Below are 15,751 nucleotides of genomic sequence, written 5' to 3' on the forward strand. Positions count from 1 at the left end.
CCGTCAGGACCGACCTTAGTCAGGCGACCGCAAGCGCGGGGGCGAGCGCGCGGACGCGGTCGACGACGAGCTCGGCGACGCGCGGGTGCGGGCCGATGACGTCGGCGACGACGCAGGCACCGGCGGCGAGGGCGTCGTGGCGGGCCTTGCGGTGGAAGTGCCCCGTCGCCAGCAGGTACGACGACACGGCGTCACCGCGCCGCACGACCTCCGCGAGGCGGGGTCCGCGCCCCGACAGCGTCGCGAGGCGCACGGGCGCACCCCAGGCGTGGGCGAGCAGGTGGGCCTCGTGGTCGAGGTCGTCGAGCGCGGCCGGGTCGGAGGAGCCCGCGGCGACCATGACGACGGGCTGGCCGGGCAGGGCCCCGGCGGCGCGGAGCCGGTCGACCTGGGCGGCCGCGAGGTGCGGGTCGGGACCGAGCGCCGGGCCGAGCCGGACCAGGTCCGGGCGGGCGCCGGCCGCGACGGCGGCGGGGAGGTCCTGGCGCAGGTGGTAGCCGGTCGAGAGCAGCAACGGTACGGCGACCACCGGGGTCGTCGCCGCGCCCACGACGTCCGCGAAGAGCGGCGCGCACAGCTCGACGTACGACGTCGTGGCGGTCCAGCCCAGCCGCTCCCCCGCGACCCGCGTGATCACCCGGGCGACCTCGTTGCCGGCGGCGGTGCGGGTGCCGTGGGCGACGGTGACCAGGTGCGGCGCGCTCGTCACGACGCGACCGCCAGGCGGTAGCCGCGCTTGACCACGGTCTGCACGACACGGGTGCCGAGGGCGGCGCGCAGCCGGGCCACGGCCATCTCGACGGCGTGCTCGGAGCCGGCGGTGCCCGAGGGCAGCGCGACGAGCAGGTCGCGGCGCGAGACGACGGTGCCCGGGTTGACGAGCAGGGCCTGGAGCACGGCGTAGGGCGCGGGCGAGAGCTTGACCTCGACGCCGTCGAGGAGCACGTCGTCGCCGTGGAGCAGGAGGGTGTGGCCGGCGACGTCGATCGACGTACCGGCGGCGCGGGAGGGCAGCTCGGCCTCGAGCTGCTTGACCATCGCGGCGAGCCGGGAGCGGTCGGGGTAGATCGACGGCACGCCCCACATCTCGAAGGCGGCGGCGGTGACCGGCCCCACGCACGAGGCGATGACGTCGGCCTGGAAGGCGCTGACCACCTCGTCGCGGTGGCCGGTGGTGCCGGCGGCCTCCATCATCGCGGCGATCGCGGGCGCGGCGGTGAACGTGACCGCGTGGACACGGCGCTCGGCGACGGCCTCGATCAGGCCGAACATCGGCTCGGGGTCGGCCGCGCCCTCGACCCGGTAGACGGCGACGGTGGTGACGTCGGCACCGAGCCGGCGCAGCGCGTGGGCGGCGAGCGAGAGCGACTGCCCGTGCTCCTGGACGACGATCCGCCGGCCCTGGAGGTCGCGTCCGCGCAGGTGCAGGAGCACGTCCTCGAACGCCTCGGACTCCGGCGCCCACAGCTCGCGCAGGCCGAACCGGCGCAGCGCGCCGACGCTCTTGGGCCCGCGGGCCAGGATCTCCGCGCCGGACAGGTGGGTGGTGAGGGCGTCGAGCCGTCCCCAGCGCTCGGCCGCGGTGAACCAGGACTTGAGGCCGATGCCGGTGGTGGCGACGAAGATGTCGACCGGCTGGGCCAGCACCTCATCGGTCGCGGCGCGCAGGCCCACCTCGTCGATCCGGTTGGGGTCGACGGACAACGCCGGCGCGTGGACCACGGTGGCGCCGCGCCGCTCCAGCAGCGCGATCTGCTCCTCGGCCCGCCGCGCCGCGGTCACGCCGATCGTGAATCCGGACAGGGGCAGGTCAGTCACGACGCGATTGTCTCGCGCCGCGCGCCCACCACCACAACGCCGTCGACCACGCGGACGTCGTACGTCGGTACGGCGACCGCCGGGTCGTCCAGGCAGACGCCCGTGCGCAGGTCGAAACGCTGCTTGAGCAGCGGGCTCGCGACGAACGGGACGTCGGTCTCGTCGCGCGCCGTCGTGCCGACGATCCCGCGGGAGAGCACGGAGGCCTGCCCGAACGGGTCGAGGTTGGCGAGCGCGAAGACCTCGTCGTCGTAGGTCCGGAAGACGGCGACGTCCTCACCGCCGACGAGCGCGACGACGCCGGACTCGCGCTGGACCTGGTCGAGGCGGCACACCGCGGTGCCGAGCGTGAGCGTCGTCGCGCGCGCCTCCTCCTGGAAGGCGATCGCGGGCGCGGCCATCCCGGGCGCGTTGACGAAGGAGACGAACCGAGCGAGCTTGTCGGGGTCGTCGATGGTCGCCTTCCACTCGTCGAAGTAGGAGTCGACGTGGCGCGCCATCGCGGCCTCCAGCTCGGCGCCGAGGCCGAGGACGTCGTCCACGACGACCGCACGGACCCGGTCCAGGCCGCCGATCTCGGCGACCCAGCTCGCGGTCCGCTGCAGCCGGTCGGCGGTGCGCACGTAGTACATGAGGAAGCGGTCGAGGTAGCGGACGAGCTCCTCGTGCGAGAGATCGCCGGCGAGCAGCTGGGCGTGGGCGGGGACGGCGCCGCCGTTGCCGCCGACGTAGAGGTTCCAGCCCTTCTCGGTGGCGATGACACCGAAGTCCTTGCCGCGCGCCTCGGCGCACTCCCGGGCGCAGCCGGAGACACCGCCCTTGAGCTTGTGGGGCGAGCGCAGGCCGCGGTAGCGCAGCTCGAGCTCGACGGCGAGGCCGACCGAGTCCTGCACGCCGTAGCGGCACCAGGTGGAGCCGACGCAGGACTTCACCGTGCGCAGCGACTTTCCGTAGGCGTGGCCCGACTCCATGCCGGCGTCGACGAGCCGCTTCCAGATGGCCGGCAGGTCCTCCATCCGGGCGCCGAAGAGGTCGATCCGCTGACCGCCGGTGACCTTCGTGTAGAGCCCGTAGTCGCGGGCGACCTCGCCGATCACGATCAGCTTGTCGGGTGTCACCTCGCCGCCGGGCAGGCGCGGGACGACGGAGTAGGTGCCGTTCTTCTGGAGGTTGGCGAGGTAGGCGTCGTTGGTGTCCTGGAGCGTCGCGTTGGCGCCGTCGAGGACGTGGTGGTTGAGCAGGCTGGCCAGGATCGACGCCACGGCGGGCTTGCAGATGTCGCAGCCGCGCCCGCGGCCGTGCCCGGCGACGATGTCGTCGAAGCGCTGGTAGCCGTGCACCGCGACGACGTCGAAGAGCTCCTGGCGGGTCAGCGCGAAGTGCTCGCACAGCGACTTGTCGACGGTACGCCCGGTGGCGGCGAAGTGGTCCTCGACGATCTTCTTGACCACGCTCTTGCAGGACCCGCAGGTGGCACCGGCACGGGTGCACGCGGTGACGCAGCCGGCGTCGTCGCAGGATCCGCCCTCGGAGACGGCGGCGACGATCTCGCCCTTGGTCACGTCGTTGCAGGAGCAGACCTGCGCCTCGTCGGGCAGACCGATCTCGGCGGCGCCGCGCCCGGCCGGGAGGATGAGCTCCTCGGGGTTGTCGGGCAGTGCCATGCCGGAGCCCACGAGCGGGCGCAGGACGCCGTACGCCGAGGCGTCGCCGACGAGGATGCCGCCCAGCAGCTCGTAGCGCCCGCCCTCGTCCTCCCGGACCACGAGCTTCTTGTAGACGCCCGCGACGGCGTCGGCGAAGACCACCTCGAGCGCGTCCTCCGCGGTGGCGAAGGCGTCGCCGAAGGAGGCGACGTCGACGCCGAGGAGCTTGAGCTTGGTCGACATGTCGGCGCCGGTGAAGGCGCCGGCCGCGCCACCGAGCAGGGTGTCGACGACGACCTCGGCCATCGCGTAGCCGGGCGCGACGAGGCCGTACATCCGGCCGCCGGGTGCGGCGCACTCGCCGATCGCCCACACGTGGGGGTCGGAGGTGCGGCACTGCTCGTCGACGAGCACCCCGCCGCGCTCGGCGAGGTCGAGGCCGGCGGCCCGGGCGAGCGCGTCGCGCGGGCGGATGCCGGCCGAGAAGACGACGACCTCGGCGGCGAGCGGCTCGTCGGCACCCTGGAAGCGCAGCCCGGCGACCCGGCCGGCCGCGCCGACGATCTCCTCGGTGACCACACCCGTGTGGACCCGCAGGCCGAGGTCGCCGATGTGGCGGGCGAGGGTCGCGCCGCCGGCATCGTCGACCTGGACCGCCATCAGGCGCGGCGCCATCTCGACGACGTGGGTCTCGACGCCCAGCTGGTGCAGCGCGTTGGCCGCCTCCAGACCGAGCAGGCCGCCGCCGATCACGACGCCGCTGCGCGCGCCGGCGCAGGCCGCGCGGATCGCCTCCAGGTCCTCGATCGTGCGGTAGACGAAGACGTTGCCGAGGTCGTGGCCCGGCACCGGCGGCACGAACGGTGCCGCGCCGGTGGCGAGCACGAGCTCGTCGTAGGGGTGGACGGCGCCGTCGGCGGTGACGACGGTGCGGGCCTCCGGGTCGATCGCCGCGGCCTCGGTGTCGAGGTGGAGCGCGACCCGCGGGTCGTCGTACCCGCCGTCGGGGAGGAACGAGAGCGCCTGGGCACCCACCTCGAAGTAGGACGTCAGCGCCACTCGGTCGTACGCCGGACGCGGCTCCGCCCCGAGCACCGTGATGTCGTGGGTCTCGGTGAGCCCGCGCTCGATCGCCGCTTGCACGAAGCGGTGGCCGACCATGCCGTGGCCGACGACCACCAGGCGGCGGCGCTGCTTGCGGAGGTGCTCAGGTGCCATCACAGGCGTCCTTTCGTGGCGAGGGCCGGGCGGCTGGCGAGCAGCTGCCGGACCGTGCTGGCGCAACCACCGCAGCCGGTGGTCGCGCGGGTGGTGTCGCGGACCTGCTCCAGCGAGGAGCAGGCCCGGATCCGGCCGGCGGTGACGCCCGCGCAGGCGCACACCTCGGCGTCGTCGGGGAGCGTGCGCTCCGCGGCCGTGGGCTCCGGGAGGAGCAGCCGGCCGGGTTCGCCGGGACCGAGCGCGGTGCGCCGGTCGAAGTGCTGGGTGATCAGGCCGACCCGGGACAGGTCGCCGACCAGCGTCGCGGCGACGATCCGGCCCTCGCGCACGACCAGGCGACGGTGCGAGCCGGAGATCGGGTTGGCGACCTCGACGACCTCGCCACCGGCGGCGACCTCGGCCGCGGAGTCGCCGAGGACGGCGACGTCGAGGCCGGTGGCGCGGAGCCGGGCGACGACCCGGCTGCCGTCGTACCGGGTGGCCTCGCCGGCCAGGACCCCCGCCAGGACGCCGGCCTGCTCCCAGGCGGGTGAGACGAAGCCGGTCGTGCGGCCGTCGTGCTCGGCGCAGTCGCCGAGGGCGTGGACCGCCGGGTCGGTGACGCTGGCCAGCCGGTCGTCGACGACGATGCCGCGGCGGACCTCGAGCCCGGCACCGCGGGCCAGCGCGGTCGACGGGCGCCCGCCGGCGGTCAGCACGACGAGGTCGGTGTCGAGCGAGTAGCCGTTGTCGAGCCGCAGCGCGACCCGGCCGGCAGACGGGTCGTCCGGGCGGTCGAGGAGCCGGACGGCACGGGCGCTCGTGTAGACCGCGACGCCGAGCCGGCGCAGGTCACGGGCGAGGATCCGGCCCGCGGCGGTGGTGAGCTGCTGGTGCAGCACGTGGTCGGCACCCTCGACGATCTCGGTCACGATGCCGCGCGCACCCAGCGCCCGCGCCACCTGCAGACCCAGCAGGCCGCCCCCGACTACGACCGCGCGGCGGCCGGTGGGGAGCGCGGCGACCAGGCGCTCGCAGTCGGCGAGCGAGCGGAAGGCGTGCACGGCGTCGTGCAGCGCGCCGTCCGCGCGCACCAGGCCGCGGATCGGCGGCAGCGTGGGGATGGCGCCCGTGGCGAGCACCAGCGCGTCGTACGGGAGGCGGGTGCCGTCGGCGAGCACGACCTCGCGCCACGCGCGGTCGATCCCGCTCACCCGCGCGCCGCGACGCAGGTCGATGCCGTGGTCGTCGTACCACTGGGGGGAGCGGAGCGTGAGCGACGACGGCCGGTAGGTGCCCTCCAGGACCGCGGACAGCAGGATCCGGTTGTACGGCGGCGCGTCCTCGTCGCCCAGCACCGTCACGGCGAGCGAGCGGTGCGCGCCGCGCGCGACCAGCTCCTCGACCAGCCGGGTCGCGGCCATGCCGGAGCCCACGACGACGACGCGGCGGGGGCTCGGGTTCATGACGCCCATGCAACGGGACGGAGGTTTCGCTCCGGGTGCGTCGCGCTGCACCACGATGTCAACGAGTCCTCACGGCCTCACCGGACGGCGCCCACCCCCGAGGGAGGATGACGTCATGCCCGCACCGGCCCGGCGCCTCGGAGCGCCCCGGAGCACCTACCTCGCCGGTGTCCTCGTCGCCGCCGGTGTCGCCGCGCTGGCCCGGCTGCCGTTCCTGGGCCGACCCCTGAGCGCGGACGAGGCGGGCTACTGGCTGCTCGCGCGGGACTGGTCGCCCGGCTCGTCGCTGTACGGCGACTACTGGGTCGACCGGCCGCCGCTGCTGCTCTGGCTCTTCCGGCTCGGCGGCGAGCTCGGCGGGGCGAGCCTCCCGGTCGACGGGCTGACCGTCCCGGGCGTGCGCTGGGTCGGAGTCGTCGCCGCGGCCCTGACCGTGCTGCTGGCGGGCCTCCTCGCGGCCCGCGTCGAGGGACGGCCGTCGCTGCTCGCTCCGGTGCTGGCCGCGGCGCTGCTCTGCTCACCGCTGCTGGGCATGCCCGAGGCCAACGGCGAGGTGCTCGGCATCCCGTTCGTGCTGCTGGGGCTGGCGGTCCTGGTCGGCACGCTCGGGGCGCCCGCCGGGCGTCGTACGCTCGCGCTGACGGCGGTCGCGGGCGGGGCCGGGATGGCGGCCGCCCTGGTGAAGCAGAACCTCGTCGACGCTCTCGTCTTCGGCGTCGTCGTGCTCGTGCTCTCCCACCGCGACGTCGACCGGATCGGCCGGCGGCTCGCCGCGCTCGCCTCAGGCGCCCTCACCGTCCTCGGTACGGCGCTCGCCGGCGCCGCCGCCCAGGGCACCACCCCCGCCGAGCTGTGGGACGCCGTGGTCACCTTCCGGATCGAGGCCTCCGCCGTGATCGGCTCGTCCGCGTCGGCGGCCACCCCCCAGCGGTTCGGCGAGGTCGCGGTCGCGTTCGTCGTCAGCGGGGCGGCCGCCGTGCTCCTGGCCACCGTGGCCGTCGTCGGCCGGAGGATCGCCGGCCCGGGCCCGCGGGCGGTCCCCGTGGCCGCGCTCGTCCTGGTGGCGTGGGAGGTCGTCGGGGTCGTGGGCGGCGGGAGCTACTGGCTGCACTACCTGACCGGGCTCCTGCCCGGGCTGGTGCTGCTGGTCAGCGTCTCCCGGGCGCCGGTGCCCGCCGGCCCGGCCGCGCCCGCGATCCCCGCCCGGACCGTCGGCCGGACAATCGTCGGCGCCTGCGTGGCGCTGGCCGTCGTCTCGGCCGCGATCGCCTGGGGGCACCAGGTGCGCACCCCGCACCGGATCGACGCCGATGCCCGGACGGAGACCTGGCTGCGCGCCCACGCCGACCCCGGCGACGGGGTGGTGGTCACGTTCGGCAACCCCCAGGTGGTCGCCGGCAGCGGGCTGCGCAGTCCCTACCCGCACCTGTGGAGCCTGCCGGTGCGCGTCCGCGATCCCCACCTGAGCACGCTGCAGCAGGTGCTCGGCGGCCCGGACGCCCCGCGCTGGATCGTCGTCTCCGGGCACGGGGTGGCGACCTGGGGCATCGACCCGGCGGCCGCGCGACGGGTCGAGGACCGCCTGCACCAGGCCTACGTCGAGCGCGCGGGCTTCGGCGTCCTGCACGTGTGGGAGCGCCGCGCGCCCTGACCCGGCGGCTTCATCTTCGCTTCATCGAGGAAATCCTACGGTCCGGGCATGCGCACCGTGATCCCACCGGACGGCCCCGCATGAGCCCGCGGGCCTGGGGCCGGCTGCGGTTCGCGGCGTCGTGGCTCGTGGCGCTCGGCCTGGTCGTGGTCGTCGTACCGCGGGCGGTGAACGTGTCGTGGACGGGCGTCCTGCCGGTGCTGCTCGCGATCCCCGTCCCGGCCGTGCTCGGCCTGGCCGGGCTGTGGCTGCTCGGTCTCTACGTCCACTCGTTCGTGCTCACCGCGGCGGCGCCGAGCCTGACCCACCGCCGCGCGCTCACCCTCAACGTCACCGGCAGCGCGGTGGCCAACGTCATCCCGCTCGGTGGCGCGGCCGGCGTCGAGCTCAACCGCCGCATGATGAAGGCCTGGGGCATCAACACCCGCTCGTTCACCGGCTACACGCTGCTCACCAACCTGTGGGACACCGGCGCCAAGCTGCTCCTCCCCCTCGTCGGGGTGCTCGCGCTGACCCGGGCCGGCGAGGCGGTGCTGCCGCCGCTGCGCGATGCGGCGCTGATCGCCTCGGGCGGGTTCGTGCTGCTCGTGGCGGCGGCCGGGGTGCTGCTGGCGACGTCCCGCGGGGCCGGGCTGATGGGCGGCGCGCTGCACGACGTGCGCCGTGAGTGCACGGCGCTCATCGCCCGCGGCTGGGTGCGGATGTCCCTCGGGATCACCGGGTACGTCGCCCTCCAGTGCCTGCTGCTCGGCCTCTGTCTCCACCTCACCGGCGCCGGTACGACGCCCGCCGACGTGATCGCCGGCTTCGCGGTCGAGCGCCTGGTCACGATCGTTCCGGTGACCCCGGGCGGGATCGGGCTCGCGGACCTCGGCCTCGCCGGCGTGCTGCTCGCCCTCGGCGGCGACCCGGCCGGGGTGGCCGCGGCGATCGTGCTCTACCGGCTGTTCGTCTTCGCCGTGGAGATCCCCGTCGGCGGGGGCGCCCTCGGCCTGTGGCTGCTCGGGCAGCGCCGGAGCGCACGGCGCTCGGCCACGCCGGGCCTCGAGCTGCGCAGCGGCCCGGTCCGCCGCGTCGCCCACGTCACCGACGTCTTCCTGCCCCGGCTGGGCGGTATCGAGACCCACGTCGACGACCTCGCCCGCCACCAGCGCGCGGCCGGTCTCGACGCCGAGGTGCTCACCCCTCCGGTCCCGGGCGCCGTCACCGATCCCCCCTGGGTACGACGAGCGCCCGTGCGCGAGGCCCGGCGCGCCATCCGCGAAGGCCGGTACGACGCGGTGCACGTCCACGTCTCGCTGTTCTCCCCCTACGGCCTCGGTGTCGCCCGCGCGGCCGCCGCGGCCGGCGTACCGACGCTCGTCACCGTGCACTCCCTGTGGACCGGCGCCGGTGGGGTCGTCCGGCTGGCGGCGCTGGCCTGGCTGCGCCGCTGGCCGGTCGCCTGGTCGGCGGTGAGCGAGGCCGCGGCACAGGTGTGCCGCCGGGCGCTGGGCGGCGCCGAGGTCGCCGTCCTGCCCAACGCCATCGACGTGGATCGATGGCGCCCCGGACCCGCGGCCCTGGGGGGTGCCGCGGACCACCCGGTGGTGATCGTGAGCGTGATGCGGCTGATGCCGCGCAAGCGCCCACTGCAGCTGCTCAAGATGTTCCGGGAGGTCCGCCGACTGACCCCGGGACGCGACGTCCGGCTGGTCGTCGTGGGCGACGGGCCGCTCTGGGGGCGGGCCGATCGCTACGTGCGCCGGCACGGGCTGAGCGACTGCGTGACGATCACCGGCCGGGTCAGCCGGCGCGACGTGCGCGACGTCCTGCGGACCGCGTCGCTCTACGTCGCGCCGGCACCACGCGAGTCCTTCGGGATCGCCGCGCTGGAGGCCCGCTGCGCGGGTCTGCCGGTGGTGGCCCACCGCGGCAGCGGGGTCACCGAGTTCGTCCGGGACCGGGTCGACGGGCTGCTGGTGCACGACGACGCCGAGATGGCCGTCGCGCTCGCCGACCTGGTCCAGGACGACGGGCTGCGGACGCGGATGGCGGCGCACAACCGCCGGGTCGCCCCGCCGCTCGACTGGTCGGACGTCCTGGAGCGCACGTCGACGCTCTACGGCGCGGCCGTCGTACCGGTCGCGGTGGGGGCCTGAGGTGACCACGATCGTCTCGCTCCACGCGCACCCCGACGACGAGGCGCTGCTGACCGCCGGCTGGTTGGCCCAGCGCTCGGCCGCCGGGGACCGCGTCGTCCTGGTCTTCGCGACCGACGGCGACGCCGGGCTCGCGGCGGCCGCCCAGCACGGCGACCTCGGCCGGACCCGTCGCGGCGAGGCCGACGCGTCCGCGCAGGCGCTCGGCGCCGCGCGCGTGGTGTGGCTCGGGTACGCCGACTCCGGCATGGCCGGCGCACCGACCGACGGCTCCGGCCGGCTCGCGGACGCCGACGTCGACGAGGTCGCCCAGGCCCTCGCCGCCCTGCTCGACGAGGAGGACGCCGACCTCCTCACCGGGTACGACGACCGCGGTGGCTACGGCCACCCCGACCACCTGCAGGTGCACCGGATCGCCCGCCGCGCCCAGGACCTCGCCGCCCGGCGACCGCTGCTCCTGGAGGCGACGATCGACCGTACGTGGCTGGTCCGCCTGCTCCGCGTCGCGCGCCCGCTGGCGAGTCGGCTGCCGGGGCTCACGCTGCCGGGCGACGACATCTACTCCGCGCGCAGCCCCGCGCTGCTGCGCATCGACGTGCGGGACCGGCTCGCGGCCAAGCGGGCCGCGCTCGCCGCGCACGCCTCCCAGGCGGGCGGGGGTGTGCGGACGATCCGCCTGCTGCTCGCCCTGCCGCGCCCGCTGGCCCGGCGGCTGCTGGGTGTCGAGTGGTTCCTGCGCGTGCCCTGACCGGGACGCTCAGCCGATGACCTCGGCCGCGCACACCTTGAACTCCGGCATCCGGCTCGACGGGTCCAGCGCGTCGTTGGTGAGCCGGTTGGCGCCGACCCAGTGGAAGGGCACGAACACCGTGTCCGGGCGGATGGTCGTGACCACGCGGGCCGGGGCGGTGAGCTCGCCGCGCCGGGTCCGGACGACGACCGGGCCGCCGTCGGTGGCGCCGACCCGCTCGGCGAGCAGGGGGTGGAGCTCGACGTACGGGCCGTCGTCGGGCAGCGAGCGGATCCGCCGGGTCTGCGCGCCGGACTGGTACTGCGCGAGCACCCGGCCCGTCGTCAGGTGCACGGGGTAGTCGGCGTCCGGCTGCTCGGCAGCGCCGGCGTGCTCGGCGATGACGAACCGGGCCCGGCCGTCGGGCGTCGCGAAGCCGTCGGCGAACATCCGCGGGGCGCCCCAGAAGACGCCTCCCTCGGCCCGGATCCGGTCGTAGGTGATGCCCGAGTAGTCGGCGCGGCCGCCCGCCGAGGCGCGGCCCAGCTCGGCGAAGACCTCCTCGGGGTCGGTCGCGAACGGGACCGGGGCGTCGAGCCGCTCGGCCAGCCCGGCGATGACGTCGAGGTCGCTGCGCACCCCCTCGGGCGGGGTGATCGCGCGCTGGCGCAGGACCACGCGGCCCTCCAGGTTGGTCATCGTGCCGGTCTCCTCGGCCCACTGGGTCACCGGCAGCACGACGTCGGCGAGCGCGGCGGTCTCGGACATCACGAGGTCGCAGACGACGAGCAGGTCGAGGGCCTCCAGGCGCCGGGTGATGTGGGTGGCGTTCGGAGCGGAGACCACGATGTTGGACCCGTGCACCAGCAGCGCCCGCGGACCGCCGGGCGTCCCGAGCGCGTCGAGCAGCTCGTACGCCGAGCGCCCCTTGCCCGGCAGTGACGCCGGGTCCACGCCCCACACGGCCGCGACGTGCGCCCGGGCGGCGGGGTCGTCGATCATCCGGTAGCCGGGCAGCTGGTCGGCCTTCTGGCCGTGCTCGCGCCCGCCCTGGCCGTTGCCCTGACCGGTGAGGCAGCCGTAGCCGGCGTACGGGCGGCCGGGCATGCCGAGCGCGAGCGCCACGTTGATCCAGGCCAGCACCGTCGCGGTGCCCTGGGCGTGCTGCTCGGCCCCGCGGGCGGTCAGCACCACGACCCGGCCGGCGCCCGCGAGCAGGTCGGCCAGCGCACGCACCTCGTCGCTCGCGACACCGGTCACCCGCTCCACCCGCTCGGGCCACCACGCCGCCGCCGAGCGCCGTACGGCGTCGAAGCCGGTGGTGCGCGTGGCGACGTACTCCTCGTCGACCGCACCCGCCGCGTCGAGCAGGTGCAGCACGCCCAGGGCGAGCGCCAGGTCGGTGCCCGGGACGGGCTGCACGAACAGGTCGGCCCGCTCCGCGGTCGGCGTCCGCCGCGGGTCGACGACGACCACCCGGCCACCGCGCTCGCGGAGCCGGTCGAGGTGGCGCGCGGCCGGCGGCATGGTCTCGGCGAGGTTGGAGCCGACCAGCACCACGACGTCGGCCTGCTCGATGTCGGCGAGCGGGAACGGCAGCCCCCGGTCGATGCCGAACGCCTGGTTGGCCGCACTCGCCGCAGAGCTCATGCACCACCGGCCGTTGTAGTCGATCTGGCTCGTGCCGAGCGCGACCCGGGCGAGCTTGCCGAGCTGGTAGGCCTTCTCGTTGGTCAGCCCGCCACCCCCGAAGACGGCGACCGCGTCGGCGCCGTGCTCGGCCCGCAGCGCGCGCAGCCGCCCGGCGACGAGGTCGAGCGCCTCGTCCCAGCCGGCCGCGCGGAGCGTGCCGGTGGCCCGGTCGCGGACCAGCGGGGTGGTCAGCCGCTCCCTGCTGCCGCGCAGCTCGCCCGCCGTCCAGCCCTTGCGACACAGGGCGCCCTCGTTGACCGGGAACTCCTCCCAGGCGCGCACCTCGATGCCCGCGCGACCGGCGCGCGCGACCCGCATCCCGCACTGGAGGCTGCAGTAGGGACAGTGGGTCTCGGTCACGCTCATGGGGCCATTGCACGGCGCCCCGATTTCGGGACCGCGAGCGCTGGGTGCACCCCCGCGTCAACGTCTCCTCACGGTCTCACGGGACGACCCGGCGTCGGCGACCTCTGCCGGCGATGAGAACCTGTCCCTTCTCGGAGAACCGCCACCAACCCCCCGTGGCCGCGTCTGAAGGAGTGCTCGTGACCGCCCTGAACCCCACCTTGCAGCCGATCTTCGACGAGATCCTGGCCCGCAACCCCGGCGAGACCGAGTTCCACCAGGCCACGCGTGAGCTGCTCGACAGCATGGATCCCGTCGTCCGCCGGCACCCGGAGTACACCGACGCCGCGATCATCCGCCGCATCTGCGAGCCGGAGCGCCAGATCATCTTCCGGGTCCCGTGGGTCGACGACGCCGGCCAGGTGCAGCTCAACCGCGGCTTCCGGGTCGAGTTCAACTCGGCGCTCGGGCCGTACAAGGGCGGCCTGCGGTTCCACCCGTCGGTCTACCTCGGCATCGTGAAGTTCCTCGGCTTCGAGCAGATCTTCAAGAACGCGCTCACCGGCATGCCCATCGGCGGCGGCAAGGGCGGCTCGGACTTCGACCCCAAGGGCCGCAGCGACGCCGAGATCATGCGCTTCTGCCAGTCGTTCATGACCGAGCTCTACCGCCACATCGGCGAGTACACCGACGTCCCCGCGGGTGACATCGGCGTCGGCGGCCGCGAGATCGGCTACCTCTTCGGCCAGTACAAGCGGATCACCAACCGCTACGAGTCGGGCGTGCTCACCGGCAAGGGCATCGGCTGGGGCGGCTCGCTCGTCCGCACCGAGGCGACCGGCTACGGCACGGTCTACTTCGCCAACGAGATCCTCAAGGCCCGCAAGAGCTCGTTCGAGGGCAAGACCGTCGTCGTCTCGGGCTCGGGCAATGTCGCGATCTACGCCGCCGAGAAGGCCATCGAGCTCGGCGCCACCGTCGTCGCGTGCTCCGACTCCAGCGGCTACGTGGTCGACGAGAAGGGTCTCGACCTCGATCTCCTCAAGGAGGTCAAGGAGGTCCGCCGCGAGCGGCTGTCGGCGTACGCCGAGGCGCGCGAGTCGGCCCGCTTCGTCGCCGACGGCGCCGTGTGGGACGTCCCCTGCGACATCGCGCTCCCCTGCGCCACCCAGAACGAGCTCGACGGCGACCACGCGCTGGCCCTGGTCCGCAACGGCTGCACCGTCGTCGCCGAGGGCGCCAACATGCCCTGCACCCCCGAGGCCGTGAAGGTCCTCACCGAGGCCGGCGTCGCCTTCGCCCCGGGCAAGGCCGCCAACGCCGGCGGCGTGGCGACCAGCGCGCTGGAGATGCAGCAGAACGCCTCGCGCGACTCGTGGACCTTCGCCCACACCGAGGAGCGGCTCGAGGAGATCATGGTGGGCATCCACGCCCGCTGCCTCGAGACCGCCGACGCCTACGGCGTGCCCGGCAACTACGTCGCCGGGGCCAACATCGCGGGCTTCATCCAGGTCGCCGACGCGATGCTGGCCCTCGGCGTCATCTGAGGCCGGGCCGCACCAGGCTCACACCCCGGTGTACGTGCGTCCCCGGCGCACGTACACCGCCCAGGTGACCAGCGCGCACAGCGCGTAGAACGCGGTGAACACCGCGAAGGCGCTCTTGGTGGCGGCCAGCGGCTCGCTCACCCACGGGCTGTTGAACGTGATCGGGATGAGGAAGCCGCCGATCGCGCCGACGGCGCCGATGATCCCGACGGCGGCGGACGACGTACGGGTGCCGTCGAGGAGGGCGAGCTCGCGCTCCGGGCTGCCCGCGGCCGTGGCCCGCACCGCGTCCGAGCGGTGGATCGCCGGGATCATCTTGTACGTCGAGCCGTTGCCGATCCCGGTGCACGCGAAGACGACGAGGAAGACCCCGAGGAACAGCGGGAAGACGTCGGCGTTGGCCTCGACCGCGGCCACCTGGGCCTCACCCACCTGGGCCGGGATCGGGGTGAGCAGGCTCAGCGTGCCGAGGATCCCGATCGTGCCCAGCACCAGGCCGCCGAAGGCGATCAGCGTGACCCGGGCGCCGCCGAAGCGGTCGGCGAGGTAGCCGCCGAACGGCCGGGTGACCGAGCCGACGAGCGCGCCGAGGAAGGCGTAGTAGGCGAAGTTGATGCCGGTCCCCGGTGCGCCCGGGCCGGCCTGGTGCCAGAAGTTGAGCTTGATGAGCAGCGGCATCGCGGCGGAGTAGCCGATGAACGAGCCGAACGTGCCGATGTAGAGCAGCGCCAGGACCCAGGTGTGGCGGTGCCGGACGACGCCGAGCTGCTGGCGGACGTCGGTGCGGGCGTTGGCCAGGTTGTCCATCCGGAAGCAGGCGGCGAGGACGGCGACCACGGCCAGGCCGGCGTACACCCAGGCGGCGCGCTCGAGGTGGACGCCGCCCGCGCTCGCGGTGACCAGGCCGAACAGTCCGGCGCCCCCGACGAGCACCGGCAGGAACAGCTGGATGATCGCGACGCCCAGGTTGCCGCCCGCCGCGTTGAGGCCGAGCGCGGCGCCCTTGAGGTGGGCGGGGTAGAAGAAGTTGATGTTCGCCATCGAGCTCGCGAAGTTGCCGCCGCCGAAGCCTGCGGTCGCCGCGATCACGCAGAACACCCAATAGGGCGTGCTCGGCTGGGTCACGAACCACGCGAACGTCAGCGTCGGCACGAGCAGCAGCGCGGCGCTGACCATCGTCCAGTTGCGCCCGCCGAAGCGGCCGACCGCGAGCGTGTAGGGCACCCGGATCAGCGCGCCCACGAGGTTGGGGATCGCGACCAGGAAGAACAGCTGCTGCGGCGAGAACGTGAAGCCCTGGGCCAGCAGGAACGCCGAGCTGACGCTCCAGATCAGCCACACCGAGAAGCCGAGGTGCTCGGCGAAGATCGACCAGACCAGGTTGCGCCGGGCGATCGGGGCGCCGGTGGACTCCCAGAACGCCGGGTCCTCGGGGCGCCAGTCGTCGATCCACCGACCGCGGCGGCGGGCCGGGGCGAGCAGATCGGTACGTGGGCTGGTGATCGTCATCGGGAC

The 15,751-nt window shown here is 74.7% G+C and carries 10 protein-coding genes; 4 read left to right on the top strand and 6 right to left on the bottom strand.

What is annotated here, in order from left to right; genetic code table 11:
• Nucleotides 1-19: 19 nt before the first annotated feature.
• The 4 genes from M0M48_RS22535 to M0M48_RS22555 are packed head-to-tail and all read right to left on the bottom strand — an operon-like array spanning nt 20 to nt 6,130.
• Entirely contained in the window at nt 20-709 is a 690-nt protein-coding gene (locus M0M48_RS22535; protein ID WP_257752836.1) for a sirohydrochlorin chelatase, read from the bottom strand.
• Entirely contained in the window at nt 706-1,818 is a 1,113-nt protein-coding gene (locus M0M48_RS22540; RefSeq protein ID WP_257752837.1) for a uroporphyrinogen-III synthase, read from the bottom strand. The genes M0M48_RS22535 and M0M48_RS22540 overlap by 4 nt, the downstream gene beginning before the upstream one ends.
• A complete protein-coding gene (gene nirB, locus M0M48_RS22550) occupies nt 1,815-4,682 on the bottom strand; it encodes a nitrite reductase large subunit NirB (RefSeq protein WP_308220335.1) in 2,868 nt (955 codons plus the stop codon). The genes M0M48_RS22540 and nirB overlap by 4 nt, the downstream gene beginning before the upstream one ends.
• Nucleotides 4,682-6,130: an FAD-dependent oxidoreductase gene (locus M0M48_RS22555; protein ID WP_257752838.1), complete on the bottom strand. Its 1,449-nt coding sequence runs from the start codon at nt 6,128-6,130 to the stop codon at nt 4,682-4,684. The genes nirB and M0M48_RS22555 overlap by 1 nt, the downstream gene beginning before the upstream one ends.
• 115 nt (nt 6,131-6,245) lie before the next feature.
• Here M0M48_RS22555 and M0M48_RS22560 point away from each other — a divergent pair, with 115 nt between their 5' ends.
• From M0M48_RS22560 to M0M48_RS22570, 3 genes are all read left to right on the top strand, one after another.
• A complete protein-coding gene (locus tag M0M48_RS22560) occupies nt 6,246-7,781 on the top strand; it encodes a hypothetical protein (protein ID WP_257752839.1) in 1,536 nt (511 codons plus the stop codon).
• A gap of 80 nt (nt 7,782-7,861) precedes the next feature.
• A complete protein-coding gene (locus M0M48_RS22565; protein WP_257752840.1) occupies nt 7,862-9,922 on the top strand; it encodes a glycosyltransferase in 2,061 nt (686 codons plus the stop codon).
• Nucleotide 9,923: 1 nt separating this feature from the next.
• Entirely contained in the window at nt 9,924-10,670 is a 747-nt protein-coding gene (locus tag M0M48_RS22570; RefSeq protein WP_257752841.1) for a PIG-L family deacetylase, read from the top strand.
• 9 nt (nt 10,671-10,679) lie between these two features.
• On the opposite strand, the gene M0M48_RS22575 is transcribed toward M0M48_RS22570, so the two are convergent.
• On the bottom strand, nt 10,680-12,710 hold the full coding sequence (locus M0M48_RS22575; RefSeq protein WP_257752842.1) for a molybdopterin oxidoreductase family protein: 2,031 nt from the start codon (nt 12,708-12,710) through the stop codon (nt 10,680-10,682).
• 188 nt (nt 12,711-12,898) lie between these two features.
• Here M0M48_RS22575 and gdhA point away from each other — a divergent pair, with 188 nt between their 5' ends.
• Nucleotides 12,899-14,236 carry an NADP-specific glutamate dehydrogenase gene (gene gdhA, locus M0M48_RS22580; protein WP_215812888.1) on the top strand — a complete coding sequence of 446 codons (1,338 nt, stop codon included), beginning with the start codon at nt 12,899-12,901 and terminating at the stop codon, nt 14,234-14,236.
• An 18-nt stretch (nt 14,237-14,254) separates the two neighbouring features.
• Here the strand turns inward: gdhA and M0M48_RS22585 are convergent, their stop codons facing one another.
• Nucleotides 14,255-15,745 (bottom strand): MFS transporter, encoded by a 1,491-nt coding sequence (locus M0M48_RS22585; protein ID WP_257752843.1) that lies wholly within the window; start codon nt 15,743-15,745, stop codon nt 14,255-14,257.
• Between the last annotated feature and the right edge of the window lie 6 nt (nt 15,746-15,751).

The sequence above is a fragment of the Pimelobacter simplex genome (genome assembly GCF_024662235.1).
Classification (GTDB): Bacteria; Actinomycetota; Actinomycetes; order Propionibacteriales; family Nocardioidaceae; genus Nocardioides.

Excerpts from the sequence above, each read along its gene's own strand:
- M0M48_RS22560 (WP_257752839.1), top strand. The coding sequence starts at position 6,246 with ATGCCCGCACCGGCCCGGCGCCTCGGAGCGCCCCGGAGCACCTACCTC.
- M0M48_RS22555 (WP_257752838.1), bottom strand. The coding sequence starts at position 6,130 with ATGAACCCGAGCCCCCGCCGCGTCGTCGTCGTGGGCTCCGGCATGGCC.
- M0M48_RS22585 (WP_257752843.1), bottom strand. The coding sequence starts at position 15,745 with ATGACGATCACCAGCCCACGTACCGATCTGCTCGCCCCGGCCCGCCGC.
- M0M48_RS22565 (WP_257752840.1), top strand. The coding sequence starts at position 7,862 with ATGAGCCCGCGGGCCTGGGGCCGGCTGCGGTTCGCGGCGTCGTGGCTC.
- nirB (WP_308220335.1), bottom strand. The coding sequence starts at position 4,682 with ATGGCACCTGAGCACCTCCGCAAGCAGCGCCGCCGCCTGGTGGTCGTC.
- M0M48_RS22575 (WP_257752842.1), bottom strand. The coding sequence starts at position 12,710 with ATGAGCGTGACCGAGACCCACTGTCCCTACTGCAGCCTCCAGTGCGGG.